Origin of the sequence: Massilia rhizosphaerae (genome assembly GCF_016093545.1) — a bacterium.
Taxonomy (GTDB): domain Bacteria; phylum Pseudomonadota; class Gammaproteobacteria; order Burkholderiales; family Burkholderiaceae_D; genus Telluria; species Telluria rhizosphaerae.
Map to the genome: position 1 here is coordinate 246,006 of NZ_JADKYX010000004.1, position 17,020 is coordinate 263,025.

Here is a 17,020-nt window from a genome sequence, read left to right on the forward strand (position 1 = left end):
CGCATTTTACAAACTACCGATAAGACACGAATTACGATAAAATTAGTGACGTTCTGGAAATATTTCTTAGAAGAAGAATATGACGCTACTGGCACAAATCCTTCAATGGTCCAACTCGAGCCTCAAACCTTGGCAACAGGACGCTGCGCGGCGGCTTTTTCAGAACTCCTTGGACAATGGGGCGCTCGACGATCTCTATGCGATGCTAAAGAGCAGCGTCGGGCTCCCGGACCCTCAGGGCAGAACGCCGGTACCACTGAGCCAGGACCACCTGCCCCTGACGACTGCAAAGGATGACGCTGCGGTCCTCGTTGCACTCAAGGATGTGAAGAACGTCAATAGACTTGCCGCTGGCCAGATACTCCCGTTTGCCAAAAGGGGCATCACCGCCATTTACGGAGGCAACGGAGCAGGGAAATCCGGATACTCTCGCGTGCTGAAGCGAGCCTGCCGTGCGCGCGATGCCAACGAGGATGTGCGCCCGAACGCGTTGGATAAGGCGAGCGCCACCGCAATTCCTGAAGCGAGCTTTGACATAGAGCTCGGCGCGAAGGCGTCCACCGTCAACTGGAAGAAAAACGGGCGCGGCCCGGTCGAACTCGCCACCATTGCCGTTTTCGACACGCACTGCGCGCGCGCCTACCTCGACTTGCAGCAGGAAATCGCGTACTTGCCCTACGGGCTGGATGTCGTAGAGAACCTGGCACAAATCGTTTTGCCGAAGATCACGGAAAAGCTGAACGCGGAGATCGCCGCAACGCACACCACGAAGGAAGCGTTTAGCCACTTGGCAGGAACCACGAAGGTATCCGCGCTCATCGACTCGCTAAGCGAGAAGACCAAGATCGCCGACGTAGAGGTACTGGCTCTGATGAGCGAGGAAGAGACCGCGCGGATGGGAGAACTGGACAAGACCCTCAGCGAGGTGGATCCGAGGGCAAAAGCGAAAGAGCTGCGGCTCGCGATTGGGCGCATGAACGCCTTGAAGGCAAAGGTCGAATCGTCGGCAAACTGGGTCAAGAACGAGGCCGTACAAAAGTTCCGGACCATGGACGAAGAGGCGGAAAAGGCATTCGCGGCCGAAGCCGAAGCCGCAAACGCGCTGCGCGCGGGAGAGGCGCTACTACCAGGAACCGGTGACGTGCTGTGGAAGGCGATGTACGAAGCCGCGAAACAGTTCTCCCAGGGCGCTGCTTACCCAGGCCAAGCGTTCCCCCACGTGCATGACGGCGGAAAATGCTTGCTATGCCAGCAGGATCTTTCAGAAGACGGCACGGCCCGCATGAAGCGGTTCGAGGAATACGTCCAGCATAACGTCGCCAAGCTCGCTGCGGACAAACGGACCGTAAGGACTACCGCAATCGGCAAGATCGAAAGCACGGCCCTTTCCATCGACTACAAGGACTACGTCGAGGAGCTAAACCACCTTGACCCGAGCGTGGTAGCCGAGATTAGCGCGTTCGACAAAGCTCTCACCGAGAGGCAGAAATGGATGCTGGCCGCGCAGAAGGCCCACGCGTGGGACGGAATCCCGGAGTTCCCGGTCGATCCTTGCCTAAAGCTGAAGGCGATTGCGGATGCACTCACGACCCAAGCAGAGGCATACGAGAAGGCGACTGACGACAAGCAGAAGCTGCTATTGAAGGCGGAGCTCACGGAACTGAAAGCGCGAGCCGCCTTGCTCCCCCATATGGACGCAGTCCTCGCATTGATCGAACGGATGAGGGTCAAGGCCCTGCTGAACAAGTGCAAGGACGACTTGAAGACGAAGCCCATTTCCGACAAGTCCAAGGAATTCGCGACCAATGCCGTAACCGCGCCGCTGCGACAGGCTCTGAAGGAAGAATTCGACGCGCTGGGGGTCGCGCATATGGCTCCGCGCCTCGACGAAAGCGTCGAACGCGGCAAGATGAAGCACAAATTGGCGCTGGACGTGGTCATCCCGGCACAAATCCGCGACATCCTGAGCGAAGGCGAACAGCGTGCGATCGCGCTTGGATGCTTCCTAGCGGAGCTCCGGACTGGGGGCCACGGTGGGGGAATCGTTTTCGATGATCCCGTTTCTTCCTTGGACCACACTAGGCGGCAGAACGTAGCGCGGCGCTTGGTCGAAGAGGCAAAAAATAGGCAAGTGATCATCTTCACCCACGACACGTCGTTCCTAGGGGAGCTTCGCGACCTGATCGAACAAGCGGGAATAGAGCACCTCATCCACCACCTCGAGTGGCACGGAGAATTTTCCGGCACGATCCAAAGCGGACTGCCTTGGGAGCACAAGAGTTACAAGGACCGCATCGACAAGCTGCAAAAGGCGCAGTCAGCGCTGGCGGTCGGCTGGCCGCCTTACCCGAACGGGGAGCAATCGGCGGCCATGCGGCAGCAGTACAACCTGATGCGCGCGACAATCGAGCGTGTAATCCAAGACCTAGTGTTCAACGGGGTCGTGGTCAGGTATCGGGACTGGATCAGGGTTACGCCAAACCTCTCCAAGGTCGTCGGGTTCGAAAAGGCGGAGTGCGATGAAATCGAGCGCCTTTACAAAGTGTGTTGCGACGTGGTTAACGCTCATGACCCGGCGTCCGGAAAGAACGCGCCCGTCCCAACGGCGGCCCAATTGGGACTGGACATCGCAGCGCTCGTCTCCCTTACCGTTGCAATCGAAACCCGCAAAAAGGCGCAAGCGGCCAGCGGAAAACCTTAAGCCTGCAGGCACTTGCCGTGGTAAGCCGAGGCCGACATCTCAACGGCATCGGCGTCATCAAACTGTGTGGACTCCTACTGACTCACGCTCCCAGAGTGCTCAGTGCTGGTTGAGCTTCACTGGTTAAAACCATCCCCGCCATGAATTTCGCACGGGCCACTACCGAGCGGCGGAAGTTTGTTATATGGTTCTGTTCTCTGGGAGAAATTGATGACCTTCAAAGAACTACTCGACGAACTGACCGCCGCGGCTCGAAGCAACCACGACAAGGGAACCCAATTCGAGAAACTGATCGCCAACTACCTGCTGACGGATCCGCAATACGCAGACCGGCTGGCCGAAGTCTGGCTTTGGTCGGAGTGGCCAGATCGGTGGGCGACTGACGTGGGCATTGACCTGGTTGCCCGCGAACGTAGTACTGGCGAGTACTGGGCAATCCAGTGCAAGTTCTACGAACAGGCGCATTATCTCCAGAAGGCCGACATTGATTCCTTCTTTACCGCATCGGGCAAGCGGTTCTCAACAACGGATGGCGAGCGAAGCTTCGCGCATCGTGTCATCGTCTCGACGACCGACAGGTGGAGCAAACACGCAGAAGACGCGCTCGCAAACCAGACTATCAGCGTGTCGCGACTTTGGTTCAAGGATCTGGCCGACAGCCCTATCGATTGGAGCCAGTTCAGCCTCTCGAACATCAAGGACATCCGCCTCAAGAAGAAGAAGGATGTCCGTCCACACCAAAGCGAGGCCATCGGCAAAGTCCTCGAAGGGTTCGAAGCGCTGGATCGCGGCAAGCTCATCATGGCTTGCGGCACTGGCAAGACGTTTACCGCGCTTCGCTTGATGGAGAGCCTGGTTCCAGCAGGAGGCAAGGTACTCTTTCTCGCACCCTCGATCTCTCTCGTCGCGCAATCACAGCGGGAATGGACGGCGGAAAGTGCGGAGCCGTTCCATGCCTTCGTAATCTGCTCCGATAGCAAGGTAGGTCGGGATGCCGAAGATATCAGCACTCACGACCTGGCGTATCCCGCGACGACCGATGCGCGCAGGCTCTCAACGGTCGCGAGCATCCTGTCAAAAGACCGAAGGACGATAGTATTTTCAACCTACCAATCCGTCCAGGTAGTGGCGGACGCCCAGAAACAAGGCCTCGGAGAATTCGACCTCATCATCTGCGACGAGGCTCACCGGACTACTGGCCTGACCTTGCCTGGCGAAAGCCATTCCGAATTCGTGAAGGTCCATGACGACGATATCGTCCACGGGAAAAAGCGGCTGTACATGACTGCTACGCCTCGAATTTTCGGGGAAGCTTCGAAAAACAGGGCCTCGCAAGCCGACGCGACGCTGTTCTCGATGGACAACGAATCGACCTTCGGCAAGGAATTTTACAGATTGGGCTTCGGAAAGGCAGTCCAAAGAGATCTGCTATCTGAATACAAGGTGCTGATCGTGGCGGTAAAAGAAGCCGAGATGGCAAAGCTCGCGAACAACTTCAACAACGCCTTCAAGATCGACGAGAAAAAGGCTATCGACATCCGCTTCGCGACGAAGATCGTGGGAAGCTGGAAAGGCTTGTCCAAGCGCGGTCTCGTAGAGGTTGGCGAGGACGGCGAGCAAGAGGAACTGGCGGAGGACAAGGCGCCGATGCGCAGGGCCGTCGCGTTCTCGAAGTCCATCAAGGACTCTACCCAGACGACTGATATCTTCACCAAATTAGTGAACCTCTACCGTCAATCCCACGAAGGCGACGATGAAGCCTTTTCTGGCATGGTCGAGTGCCAACTCGGGCACGTTGACGGGACCATGAACGCCCTAGTGCGGCAGGGCGCGCTGGACTGGCTCAAATCCGAGGCTCCTACGGGACAGTGCCGCATCCTTTCGAACGCTCGCTGCCTCTCTGAAGGCATTGACGTACCAGCACTAGATGCGGTGGTTTTCTTCGACACGCGCGAGTCAATCGTTGACATTGTGCAGTCGGTAGGCCGCGTAATGCGTAAAGCGCCGGGCAAACGGTACGGCTACATCATCCTTCCGGTATGCATCCCATCCGAAAAGGTAAAGGACTACAACTCCTACATCGACAGCGACCCGCAGTTCAAAGGCATTTGGAAGGTCATCAAGGCCCTGCGTGCGCATGACGAGAGCCTCGTAGACGAGGCGGAGTTCCGGCGCAAGATCCAAGTCATCTCCGATCCAGACCGAAAAGCGGGTGACGACCGCAAGCAAGAGCAGGGAGCGCTGCCGCTTGAGTTCCCAACGCTTCCTATCGACGCGATCAACGAGGCCGTATACGCGGCGATCCCCAAGAAATTGGGCGACCGTGAATATTGGAGCGAATGGGCCAAGAGTATTAGTCTCGTGGCGGAGCGGCTCATTGCGCGGATCAAGGCCCTCCTTTCCAACGATGCGAATCTCACCGAAGCGTTTGATGTCTTTGAAAAAGGCCTTCGAGACACACTGAATCCAGCGGTGACCCGTGACGAGGCCATTGAGATGCTGGCCCAGCACATCCTGACGCTGCCCGTGTTCCAAGCGCTCTTCGCGTCTTCGAACTTCCCGCAGCACAATGTGGTCGGCAAGGCCTTGCAACAGATCGCTGACCGGCTCGGCAAATCCGCTATCGCCTCCGAAACCGAGGGCTTGGACAAGTTCTATGAGAACGTGCGCGAACGGATCAGCTTGGCGAAGAGCGACAAATCCAAGCAGGACATCATCCGCAACCTGTACGACACGTTCTTCCATAACGCTTTCCCGCGCATGGCGGAGCGGTTGGGTATCGTATACACTCCCGTGCAAATCGTAGACTTCATTCTTAAGAGCGCGGACGTGGCCCTACGTCGCCACTTCGGCGAATCGCTCTCCAGTCCTGGCGTACAGATCCTCGACCCCTTTGCTGGCACCGGCACCTTCCCAGTCCGCCTGATCCAGTCTGGCCTGATCGATCCAGAGTGCTTGAGGCACAAGTTTGCGCACGAGCTGCACGCGAACGAGCTTGTTCTGCTCGCCTACTACATCGCCACCGTCAATATTGAAACGGCGTTCCACGCTGCCACAAAGGAATACCGCCCCTTCGACGGCATGATTCTGGTCGATACGTTCCAAATGACGGAGGAGAACGACCTCGTTGACACGGTCGTTCTGCCAGAGAACAACGAGCGCGCGGAACGGCAGCTCGCGCAACCGATCCGCGTCATCGTCGGCAACCCGCCGTATTCCGCCCAGCAGGAAAGCGAAGCCGACGACAACAAGAACCTCAGCTACCCGACCCTCGACAGGCGGATTCGTAGCACCTATGCGGAGAAATCGAGCGGCAAGTTGGCCAAAAACCTCTACGACTCCTACATCCGCGCGATCCGTTGGGCGTCAGACCGCGTCGTGGACAGAGGCATCGTCGCGTTTGTCACCAACGGCTCGTTCCTCAACGCGAACAACATGGACGGTTTGCGCAAATGCCTAACCGAGGAATTCAGTCACCTTTACGTCTTCAACCTCCGAGGGGACCAGCGTACCGCTGGCGAAGAATCGCGCCGGGAGGGGGGGAAGGTCTTCGGTTCGGGCTCCCGCACGCCTGTAGCTATAACAATTTTGATAAAGGACCCGGTCCACGTAGGCCCGTGCGAACTTCACTACCACGATATCGGGGACTACCTGACCCAGCAAGAGAAGCTCGACATCGTCGAACGCTTCGGAAGCATCGATTCAGTTCCATGGCGCACGCTCCAGCCCAACGAACAGGGCGATTGGGCGAATCAACGTGACCCGGCGTTCGAAAAGTTCATCCAGATCGGCGACAAGGACAAGCCAGACGCCGACTCGATCTTCGGCGTTTACTCGCTCGGCGTAGTTACGAACCGCGATCCATGGACCTACAACATGAGCCGCGACACGGTGGCGATGAAAATGGAACAGATGATCGCCAATTACAACGTCGAACGGGGGCGGTACGCCACAGTACGGGCAAACAGCCCGAAGGACCAGGCGCCAGAGCTGGAGAGCGTAATTGACACAGACCCAAAACGTATCAGTTGGACCAGGGCACTGAAAGCCGACGCGAAGCGCGATAAAGAGCTGAACTTCGAACCGAGCTCCCTAAGGGTTGCCATGTATCGCCCCTTCTCAAAGCAATGGATGTACTTCAACCGCCGTTGCAACGAGATGGTCTACCAAATTCCACGACTGTTCCCAACCGAACGCCATGCAAACATTGTCATCTCCAGCACTGGCGTGGCGGACCGCAAAGGATACTCTGCGTTGGTAACCGACCACGTGCCAAACATGCATCTCACGGACACCGGGCAGTGCTTCCCGCTGTACTGGTATGAGAAGGCCGATCCCGCTGAAGGACCGCAGGGTGAGATGTTCGCGGCGCAGGAAAATCCAGATGCTGACGGCTATGTTCGCCGGGACGCCATCACGGATTGGGCGCTCGATACGTTCCAGACGCATTACAAAGACATCACGATCAGCAAAGAGGATATCTTCTGGTACACCTACGGCGTATTGCATTCATCCGAATACAAACAGCGATTTGCAGCCGATCTAAAGAAGATGCTCCCTCGAATCCCTCTTGTCCTGGATTTCCGAGCGTTTTGCGAGGCGGGCCGAAAATTGGGTAAATGGCACCTTGATTACGAAGATGTCGAACCTTTTCCACTGACAGAGGAACGCAAGCGCCTAGTTATGGACGACACCGATTACCGAGTCGAGAAAATGGCATTTGGCAAGAAGGATGGAAAGGCTGACAGAAGCGTGATCGTCTATAACTCCCACCTGGTGTTGCGCGACATCCCTTTGGAAGCCTACGAATACGTCGTCAATGGCAAGTCAGCGATTGAATGGATCATGGAGCGCTACCAGGTTTCAACGGACAAGCCTAGCGGTATCAAGAGTGATCCAAACGAATGGTCAGACGATCCTCGATACATCATTGATCTGTTGAAGCGCATCGTCCGAGTAAGCATAGAGACTTCGCGGATCGTGAAGTCTCTACCAGCGTTGAACGAGTCGAACTGAGCGTCCGCAGGAGAGCTGAGGTTAACTTTAAGAGCACCTCTGTTGGCGCCGACCGAATATTGACCCACCCTGCCGATTGAATTTTGACCCAGGGCGGGACGCCGCATTTCGAGGTGACGTCTGTGGATATGTGTATCAAACAGGAAGGGGGAATCCGCGGCGCGTATCCGGATCCGGACATCCCCTTTGTGTCATGAGTGAGCAAAATCACCGTCCAGGTGGTACAACATTGCCGCCTGGTATGGAACAGGTCTTTCGTTGTGTTCGTCCAGTTATTTTTCAGGACGAAGCAAGCGGACTGCCCGCAATACCTGGGACTGGCTTTTTCGTTAAACTATTTGGTGAAATATTCTTCATTACTGCTCGCCACGTCGTCGACAACGACTACGACTTTAATGATGAGCAACTGGTCATTCAATACAGCGCAACTAGTAATCGTGGCGTCCCGATCGCTGAAGTTCACCGCTTTAGATCAACTGATGAAAACGATACCGATCATGTTGATATAGTAATTTACAAAACTGATCGGGCTAGATTGGAAATGCATCTATTTGTAGGCAGCCCACCTTATGATTTTTCCGGGAAAGATTGCCTCCGAAATTATAGCCGTGGAATGCGACTTTCGTTCTCTGGACTTTCTCCAGATATTGGCGAATATGATTACGAAAACCGCGACTACAGAATTGCTCTTTCATGTGGCGATTTGTCATACCTTGAGCCTGAGTCTCTTTTGCGATCAATTCATATTGGCAGAGTCGATGTAAATTCATCGTTCCCTGATTTCGATGGTTTAAGTGGTTCGCCATTATTCTATTTTTCATCGTCGTCTGAGAGGAGCGCCAGTTCTCAATTTGCTGGCATGCTGTTAAGGGGCACACGTTCCAGTGGAATAATGCTGTTCATGGAAGCTCAATGTGTATTCAACTACCTTTTAGCCTTCTTTCTCCGGGAACTTCCAGAGCCTGTGGCCAGAAAAAAGCTAGAAGATTTAGTTAAATGGTATCACCCAGACATCGGTTACGAATATCGTCCTCGCGGCACAATTTCCGCTAGCAACTTCTCGATTCGAGTGCTCGACGGTGAGTATCAGAGACTGTTGTAATCTTGTAAAATCACAGTCTCCAACCAGAATAAATAATGTAAATCTTTTACTTTATTGGTGCGCGTCGATGACGGAAGGAAATGGGGGAGGTGCGTATTGACGGCAAATGAGCGTTGTCGCGACCAGCAAAGTGTCGCGCTTCGCTGGCGTAGCATCTGGCGTAGGTTTCGCTAGTTACCCCGGTTCCTCATTCAAGAACACACCCATACATCATCGGGGTGTGCTTTTCGGTCGCGAGGCGTTTGGCCGCGTCGGCGTTGATTTCGCGTGGAACGTTCATGTGGTCAAGATCGGGACAGCGGGGCAGGGGATTGCCAGGGTCGCCATTTTACCGCGTTCGATCAGGGCAGTGTCTGGCTCTGCGATGCTCGCCGGACGCCTCGTCCAGCTGCACTTCTCAACCCCAACTGCCGCCGCACGCGACGGTTTTTCGAGGTTTCCTGCGGTTTAATTTGCTGCAGAGATATTTTCGTTTCGAGGAACGCGAGGTATTTGGGATCGTCTTCCATAAAGATATCGATGCCTCCACCCATATACGCGCGGGTAAGCTCATCGGCTGCTTTATCGAGGTCGTTTTGCTCGAAATACAGTTGCCCAAGACGTAAGTGGATGTACGGGTTCCCAAGTCCTCTGGGACATTGCACGGCATTGTAGAAACACTTGAAGGCTTTTTCGAAGTTTTGTGCGTGGAAATGGACGTCGCCGAGCGCGACATAAATCCACGTCGCTGCCTCCCATTGACTGGGCTCGCCCGGAAGCACCTTTAGCGCGGCAATATAGTTTTGCCTGGCTTCTTCGGGCTTTCCTGCCGACGCCAGCGCATCGCCGTTCCTGCATAGATCGGTAATCTGCCGATGCAACGTGTCGCTCATGGGACGTGGCGATCCGCTTCCTCCAGGAAAATGCCCACCCACGCGTCCAGCACGCCCCAGAAATCGACCGGCTCGGGATGCTCGGGATCGTCATGCCACCAGATGACTCCCGACGCTTCACCGTCGTCCGCACAATTCAGGCACAGATAATCGCCGGCGCCGTTGTGGAACACGGTCACGGTCTGGTCGATATCGATGGGCAGCGCGCGTGCGGTCTCGTCATCGATATCGAACTTGTCGTCGGACAGGAACGCCCAATCGTCGACCGGTAACGGCCCCATCGAATTCGCGGGCAGGAAGGTCCAACCGTCGTGCAATTGCGTATAGAAGTCGCGGAACTTGGCCGGCACGCGTTCCCAGATCGGGCGCAGGCGCTCCGGCACGTCGGTGACCGGGGCACGGCCGCGGAAAAAGTTCAGGTCGTTGCCGCCGACCGTGTACAGATACAGCAGCGACGAGCCGCCATCCTGTTCGCGCAATACGTACAGGCGCTTGAGCATCGTGCGCAGGAAATCCTGTACGCTGGGCCACTCCGTCGCGAAGTCGCTCCATTCCGTGAGCAGCGCCAGCCTGCGTCCGTGTTCCTGCTCATCGAGGAATCGCAGCCATTGCATGGGAACGGACGGGTCCGCTTCGGCCTCGGTCGAGGTGGCCATTAACGCGGTCGGCTGTACGAAATGCTGCAATTCACGCAGTACCGCGGTGTTATCCAATTCTGTTGTCATCGTGTCGTTTTCAGATTGATTGCCCATGCACGCCAAGGCGTCTATCCGCCCCGCAGGAGATTATAAATCTGCTCCTGCAGCTCGGCCGCCATGCTGGCCTCTTTCTGCATCATCTCCTGTCGGAATGCGGGGTCCACGGCGATGCCGCCTTTCTTGTATTCGGTCCATTCGGCGAACGTCTTCGCCCCCTTCGACGTATTCGCCGTTTCGCTCAGGCCGATGAAGTTGCGGGGATTGTTCAGGACCGCGAGCTGGTTCTCTTGCGACAGCTGGGCGAATCCATCCATTTCCGTGATCTGCTTCATCGGAACGATATGGTCGGCGTGCAAGGGCTTCGTGATTGTCAGGCCGGGCAGTGCGGGATCGTCCATCGGCAACGTCACGCCTTCGTTGACCTGTTTCTGGATGGCGGAACTGGGCGTCTTGGCGCGCAGGCGCGCGTACGTCGACGCCGACACGCGTGCCGGCGGTTCCGCCGGCGGCGTGACGGGCGGCTCGGCGGTGGTCGCCGGCGGGCGCAGCGAAAACCGCACGTTCCCGCCATTCATGCCCAGCGTCCCCGGCTCCACGTTCACCTGGACCCGCTGCGCAAACTCCCACGCCCCCGGCGCCGCCTTCGCGCCCAGGTAGCCGCCCAGGAAGCTGCCTGCGATCGCCGACCATTTCTGGCCATCGCTGCCGACGCCGAACACCTTGCCGCCGACCCAGCCGCCGCCGATCCCGCCGGAGAACGCGCCGACCAGGCCGCCCACCGCGACCACGGGCCCGGCGAGGACGATCGCGGAGCCGACGCCCACGACGAGCAGCGACGCGTGCACCCAGCCCGGCACCAGGTGTTCCGGATTGATCGTGTCGGTCTGCGCGGTCCCGCCGCCGATGTGGACGTCGCCGGAACCCTTCGTGACGACGGCGCCGCATCCCGTCTTGTCGTCGACGCGCGCCGCCGGCATGCCGTTGATGTAGACCTGGGCGCTGCCCGTCGCGATCGGTATCGGTCCCGGATGCTTGGCGCATGCGACCTGGTCGACGTGCGCCCGCGCGGCGCGCAGGCCGTTGACGAACACGTTGGACGAACCGGCCGTGGCGATGGCGCCCGTGACTTCCTTGCCGGCGAAGCTCATCGTGCTCATCGCTTCGCCCAGGCCCGCGCCCATGGCGGCGCCCGCGCCGACGACGGCCACCGCGGCCAGGCCGCCCGTGCCGACGATCGCCACGCCGGCCACCGCGATGGCCGCGCCGATGAGCAGGCCCTTGAGGAGCCAGCTCATGGTCGGGCTGTGTCCGATCGGGTCTCCCAGCCGTGCCGCCGCCGGCATTCAGCGCTCCGCCACCCGGTCGCCCGCGACCCGGTCGCCCGCGACCCGGTCGAGATGCGCGCGCACCTCGGTCAAGCTGTAGAACGGCACGGACGGCGAATTGGCCTGGATGTACTGGGCCAGGTGCAGCCGCTCGGTCAGCGCCGGTCCCGGCGGCGGCGTCGTGCGCTCGAGCGTGATCGTGCCCGACGGCCGCAGCAACGACAGGCCGCCGTTTGCCCGGGTGACGTTCGCCTGCAGGCGCGTGCCCTCGGCGTCATAGAATTCCCATTGGTCCTGGTTGACGTCGGACACGGACAGCTTGCTGCCCGCCTCGTGCTTGTCGGCGAACACGTACAGCATCTTGCGCGGCTCGGACAGTGCGAAGATCGTCGCCAGGGCGGGGGAGGGCGCGCCGGCCGGCCGGTCCGGCGCCGGCGCCAGCGGGCGGCGCAGCCTGATGCTGTCGACGAGCGCGTCGAACGTGGCGTTCCATGCGTCGCTGAACTCGCGCAGGCACGTTGCCGCGACCAGCATGGCCTCGGTGGTGCCCGGCTTGCTGCCCTGGACCAGCGTGACGACCTGGCGCTGGTGCATGACGCCGGCCTCGTTGCGCCAGCGGTAGGCCAGCTCCAGCGCCGGCGCGCCGTCGACGCTGCGCCCGGACATCGCCTTCATCTGGAACCCGGGCAGCGCCCGCGTCAGCTCCTTGGCCAGGCGGTCGCCGAACTGGTCGAGGTTTTCCTCGGGCTGGACGTCCGCATGGGAGACGACGACGTTGAACTCGCTGGGACCGTCGTCGCGCAGCGTGAACATGTGCATCGTCTTGTCCTTCAACTGCGCGGGCAATTCGAAGGTGGCGTGGTTGGCATGGTACAGCTGTGCGGTGTCGGGCATGGCGTGCTCGCTCATTTGCTCATTCGTTCACTTGTTCAAGTCGATCCGGTCGCCCATCACGGCGACGTTCACGCCCTGGATCAGGATCGTGCCGTCGGCCTGCAGGACGATCTTGCTGCTGCCGACTTCCAGCGTGATGTCGGTGTTGGCCTTCAGGTGGATGTGCTCCGTCTGCGACGTCAGCTCGATGTTCTGCTTCGCGGTCTGGTGCAGGTGGGCCGTTTGCGCCACCAGTTCGATGTTGGTCTTGGCCGTCTGGTGGATGTAATCCTCTTCGGCGGTCAGCTCGATGTTCGTCTTGGCGGTGTCGTGGATGTGCCCCGTCTGCGCCGTCGTGACGATGTACTGCTTGACGGTGTTGGTCTGGTAGCCGGTGCTGACCGTGTTGGTCTGGTGCGGCCCGTTGACCACGGTGGCCTGGGTGTTCTGCACGGTCGTGACCATATCCTTCTGCGAGTGGATATTGATCAGTTCCTGGCCCTTGCGGTCGTGGATGACCATTTCGCTGAAGCCGCCGCCGCCCGGCGTGGAGCGGCTCTTGAACCCCATCATGTGGGCGCCGTCCGGCAGCCCGTACGGGACCGGCTGGTCGGCATTGAACAACCGTCCCGTGCAGACCGGGCGGTCCGGGTCGCCCTCGAGGTAGTCGATGATTACTTCCTGCCCGATGCGAGGTACGGAAATCGTGCCCCAGCCACGGCCGGCCCAGGGCTGCGACACGCGGATCCAGCACGAGCTGCGCTCGTCGCGGCGGCCGTAGCGGTCCCAGTGGAACTGCACCTTGATGCGGCCGAACCGGTCCGTGTGGATCTCCGTCCCCTTGGGGCCGACGACAGTCGCCGTCTGCGGTCCGGGCATGCGCGGCGGCGGGTGGGCGCGGCGCGGGCGGTAGGGGATCTTGCGGCGGATCGCGGTGAAGGTATTGCGGTAGACGTCGTCCTGGCCGCGTTCGAAATAATTGTTGCGGGCGTTGACCTGTACCGACAGCACGAGGAAGTCGTTGTCGCCCTCGCCGGCCGGATCGAACCAGTGGTGGTCCAGCAGCTTGAGCGTGTGTCCGGCGACGAGGCCGCGGCAGTCCGAGGCGCCCGTGAAGATCTTGGCCTGCCACTCCAGCACTTCCAGGCGCCGGCGCGCCTCGACCTGGCCGTCGTCCTTGTCCCGGTAGGAAAAGGCCGGGTTGCCGTCATAGATTTCCATGGTCGGCATGTCGCCCTGCCGGGTCACGGTCGGCATCTCCACGTACGGGATCGTATTGGGCGCCTTGAAGTCGAACGTGTTGAGCGCGACCCTGGTCGGCTGCAGGGTGCGCGTGGCCGCGAACGCCGTCACGCTGTCGCGGTCGTGCCAGCGGTTGCCGCCGTTGAATTCGACCTCGGCGTGGGCCGACTGCGGCGGGCAGAAGCTGCCCACGCGCGAATCGTCGCTGATCACCATCACGTGGCCGTTCGGCTTGTGCTCGAAATAGTAGAACAAGCCGTACTTTTCCATCAGCCGGCTGACGAAGTGCTCGTCCGTCTCGTCGTACTGCACGATGTAGTTTTCCGGCCGGTAGGTCTGGCCGATGCGTAATTCGTAGTTGGCCAGGCCGTTGTAGTCGCCCCGGAAGATCGTGTCGAGCACCTCGAGCACGCTCTGGTCCTGGAAGATGCGCGAATTGACGCGCTGCTTCAGGTAGCTGAGCCAGGGCACGATCTGCGCGTGATAGAACGCGAAGCCGCCGTCGGCATGGCGGACGCCGAACGAGTGCACGTAACCGTTGATGAAATGCTCGCTGCCGTCGGCCAGTTGCACGCCGATGCTGACGTTCTTTCCCATCAGGTCCTTCAGGTCGATGGCGGCATTTTCCGAGATCAGGCCGAGGTCGAACACGAACGGCTCGGACATGGCCGAGGTGCCGCTCAGCGATTCGATCAGCAGCGTCTTATCGCCCTGTAACGGCGAGTAGAAGCGCAGCAGGCGCCTGCCGTCGTTGAACGTCGCCAGCGCGGCTGCCACGCCCGCCGCGACGTCTTCCTGTCCGGCGGGATCGATGGCCGGCGGCACGTATTGCGGCTCGGCGGCGGCGAAATCGCTCACGGCCCGTCCCGCCAGCGGATGCTCGTCGATGACCATTTGTTCCGCGCTGGCGGCGATCTCGAGCGCCTTGGCCGGGTTATCGAGCGAATCTGATGGCATAGCGCGACTCCTGCATCTGATGTTTGCTCCGCACGGCGGGTCGTGACGGGTTGTTATGTTTGTTTCAAATCATATATATGCTAACAGAAATTTGTTGTTCGTTAAATCGGCCATTGGTGCAATTCACGATTGATTTCCCTTGGGCACGACTCTGACGGCATGAGCGGCAGGGCAGGCGGCATGACTTGCCGGGTCACTGTGCGACGGTCGTGACGGCCGTTTCGGCGATCCGGATGCGCGGCCCCTTGAGGCGGAGCGCCGGCGCTTCGACCAGATACCAGCTGATCGTGCCGGCAAGCAGCGCGCAGAGGGCCGACAGGGCGAACAGGCTCCAGGGTGAAATCGCCGGGATGGTCCAGATCAGCAGCTTCTGGATGGGCCATCCGTACAGATAGGTCCCGTACGACACATCGGGCAGCCGGTTGAATTGCATGAGCCATGGGGACCGTTTGCCGGCCGCGTACAGCAATGCATACCCGCCCAGCGACGTCACCGCCAATTCCGACACGCGCCACGAGAACATGCACAGGACGACGGCGGCCGCGGCGGCAAGGGCGAACCGGCTGTCCATGCGGATCTTGTCGCGGTACAGGTAGTAGGCGCCGCCGCTCAGGAAGAGCATCGCCAGGCGCAAGCCCGGTATCGTCACGTTCGACAGCCTGGCCATCGCGCCGCTTGCGAACGCCAGCACCGTCAAGGCAAGCCAGATCCTGCGCCGGCCGAGCGCGCCGGTGACGCCGAGGGCGAGCACGCCCAAGTAGCATGTGAATTCGGCCGAGATCGACCACATCGAATTATTGATGCCGTCGTGGTGGAGCCCGGCAAATACGGCGGGGACAGCAGGTTTCTGGAGGAACAGCATATTGATGACGAGGACCGGCACGTCCAGTTCGCTGAAATATGTTTTCGGCACGGCGGCAAGTGGCCCGACGGCAAACGCGCAGACGAGCGTGGCGACGATGAACCCGGGGTAGATGCGCAGCAGGCGCTTCTTGAGGAACGGCCACGCTTGGGGTTGCGATTCCCAGCTCTGCACGATGAGATAGCCGCTGAGCAGGAAAAAGCCGTCCACCGCCAGGTCGCCGAACGACAGCGAGCCGAACATCCGCGTCAATATCTCCCGGCTGCGGTTGCCGTCGAGGATTTCCGGCGCGTGGCTGAGGAGGACGAGCAAGGCCAGCAGCAGCCTGACGAGGTTGAAGTTGTTTTGTCTTGTCGACGTGTTCATACACCGTTCCAGTAAATAGATCGGTTGGGCGACGGGCAACGACTGCGAAATGATTATTTTTTAAGAACTGTTGTTGAATTTTTACAGGGTGTTGCCTGGGAGTGATGAGGTGCGTCACGCCTGCGATGGAGCGTGAGCAAAAGGGGCGAGCAAACATCGCACCGCGCAGTGAGTGGCTCGACTGAGCGCGACAACCTGGTTTTTGCGGATTTCACGCCGCCCCGTCGCGGATGCCCTGTATTCGTTAAATCCCATCGGTTTTATATTGCAGATTTTTAAGGACGTGTTATCGTTCACGCGAGGGCGCCCGTTGCATTCGGACACCGAACGGCCGGGCCGTGGTCGATGGGTTGAGATGAGGAATTGATGATCCGAGTTTTATTGGCGGACGACCATGCAATCGTCAGAAGGGGACTGAAGCAGCTGTTGCAGCTCGGGGGCGACATCCAGGTGACCGCCGAGGCCACGAATGGCGACCAGGTCATGGACACGTTGCGCGCCGAGCGTTTCGATCTGCTCCTGCTGGACATGAACATGCCGGGCATCAGCGGCGTCGACCTGATCACCTGCATCCGGCGGGACGCCATCCCGACGCCGATTCTGGTGCTTAGCATGCGCAACGAGGTCCAGGTCGTCAGGCGTGCGCTGAGCGCGGGTGCGAACGGTTATCTGACGAAGGCCAACGAGCCCGAAGTCTTGTTGACGGCGATACGCAAGACGGCGGCGGGCAATCGGTTCATCGATCCCTTGCTCGTCGACGACATGGTATTCAGCCTGGTGGAGGGCGATTCGTGCCCTTCGCACGAGCAACTGTCCGACCGCGAATTCCATATCTTCAGGTTGCTGGTACACGGCAAAACCGTGAACGACATCGCGCGCGAACTCGCCATCAGCAACAAGACCGTGAGTACCCATAAGGTGCGCCTGATGCAGAAAATGAATCTCGCCTCCAACGCGGACCTCGTGCGGTACGGCGTCGAGCACGGCCTGCTCGAATGACGGGGCC

The 17,020-nt window shown here is 59.3% G+C and carries 10 protein-coding genes; 4 read left to right on the forward strand and 6 right to left on the reverse strand.

All coding sequences use genetic code 11. The features are described 5' to 3' along the window. The first annotated feature begins 79 nt into the window (after nucleotides 1-79). From ISF28_RS08870 to ISF28_RS08880, 3 genes are all read left to right on the forward strand, one after another. A complete protein-coding gene (locus ISF28_RS08870; RefSeq protein WP_198116799.1) occupies nucleotides 80-2,701 on the forward strand; it encodes an AAA family ATPase in 2,622 nt (873 codons plus the stop codon). Nucleotides 2,702-2,911: 210 nt separating this feature from the next. After that, the gene (locus ISF28_RS08875; protein ID WP_198116800.1) at nucleotides 2,912-7,717 is read left to right on the forward strand and encodes a DEAD/DEAH box helicase; all 4,806 of its coding nucleotides are present in this window, start codon (nucleotides 2,912-2,914) and stop codon (nucleotides 7,715-7,717) included. A gap of 193 nt (nucleotides 7,718-7,910) precedes the next feature. Next, the gene (locus tag ISF28_RS08880) at nucleotides 7,911-8,819 is read left to right on the forward strand and encodes a hypothetical protein (RefSeq protein ID WP_198116801.1); all 909 of its coding nucleotides are present in this window, start codon (nucleotides 7,911-7,913) and stop codon (nucleotides 8,817-8,819) included. Nucleotides 8,820-9,160: 341 nt separating this feature from the next. On the opposite strand, the gene ISF28_RS08885 is transcribed toward ISF28_RS08880, so the two are convergent. The 6 genes from ISF28_RS08885 to ISF28_RS08910 form a co-directional block, all read right to left on the reverse strand. Next, nucleotides 9,161-9,691 carry a tetratricopeptide repeat protein gene (locus ISF28_RS08885; protein ID WP_198116802.1) on the reverse strand — a complete coding sequence of 177 codons (531 nt, stop codon included), beginning with the start codon at nucleotides 9,689-9,691 and terminating at the stop codon, nucleotides 9,161-9,163. Beyond that, nucleotides 9,688-10,347 (reverse strand): SMI1/KNR4 family protein, encoded by a 660-nt coding sequence (locus ISF28_RS08890; protein ID WP_198116803.1) that lies wholly within the window; start codon nucleotides 10,345-10,347, stop codon nucleotides 9,688-9,690. The genes ISF28_RS08885 and ISF28_RS08890 overlap by 4 nt, the downstream gene beginning before the upstream one ends. Nucleotides 10,348-10,457: 110 nt before the next feature. Beyond that, nucleotides 10,458-11,732, reverse strand: coding sequence for a PAAR domain-containing protein (locus ISF28_RS08895; protein WP_502572573.1), 1,275 nt, complete (start codon nucleotides 11,730-11,732; stop codon nucleotides 10,458-10,460). Continuing rightward, nucleotides 11,733-12,608 (reverse strand): DcrB-related protein, encoded by an 876-nt coding sequence (locus ISF28_RS08900; RefSeq protein ID WP_198116805.1) that lies wholly within the window; start codon nucleotides 12,606-12,608, stop codon nucleotides 11,733-11,735. Between the two features lie 27 nt (nucleotides 12,609-12,635). Continuing rightward, the gene (locus tag ISF28_RS08905; RefSeq protein WP_198116806.1) at nucleotides 12,636-14,786 is read right to left on the reverse strand and encodes a type VI secretion system Vgr family protein; all 2,151 of its coding nucleotides are present in this window, start codon (nucleotides 14,784-14,786) and stop codon (nucleotides 12,636-12,638) included. Between the two features lie 193 nt (nucleotides 14,787-14,979). Further along, nucleotides 14,980-16,014: an acyltransferase family protein gene (locus ISF28_RS08910; protein WP_198116807.1), complete on the reverse strand. Its 1,035-nt coding sequence runs from the start codon at nucleotides 16,012-16,014 to the stop codon at nucleotides 14,980-14,982. 366 nt (nucleotides 16,015-16,380) lie between these two features. On the opposite strand from ISF28_RS08910, the gene ISF28_RS08915 reads away from it, so the two are divergent. Next, the gene (locus ISF28_RS08915; RefSeq protein ID WP_198116808.1) at nucleotides 16,381-17,013 is read left to right on the forward strand and encodes a response regulator; all 633 of its coding nucleotides are present in this window, start codon (nucleotides 16,381-16,383) and stop codon (nucleotides 17,011-17,013) included. Nucleotides 17,014-17,020 lie beyond the last annotated feature (7 nt).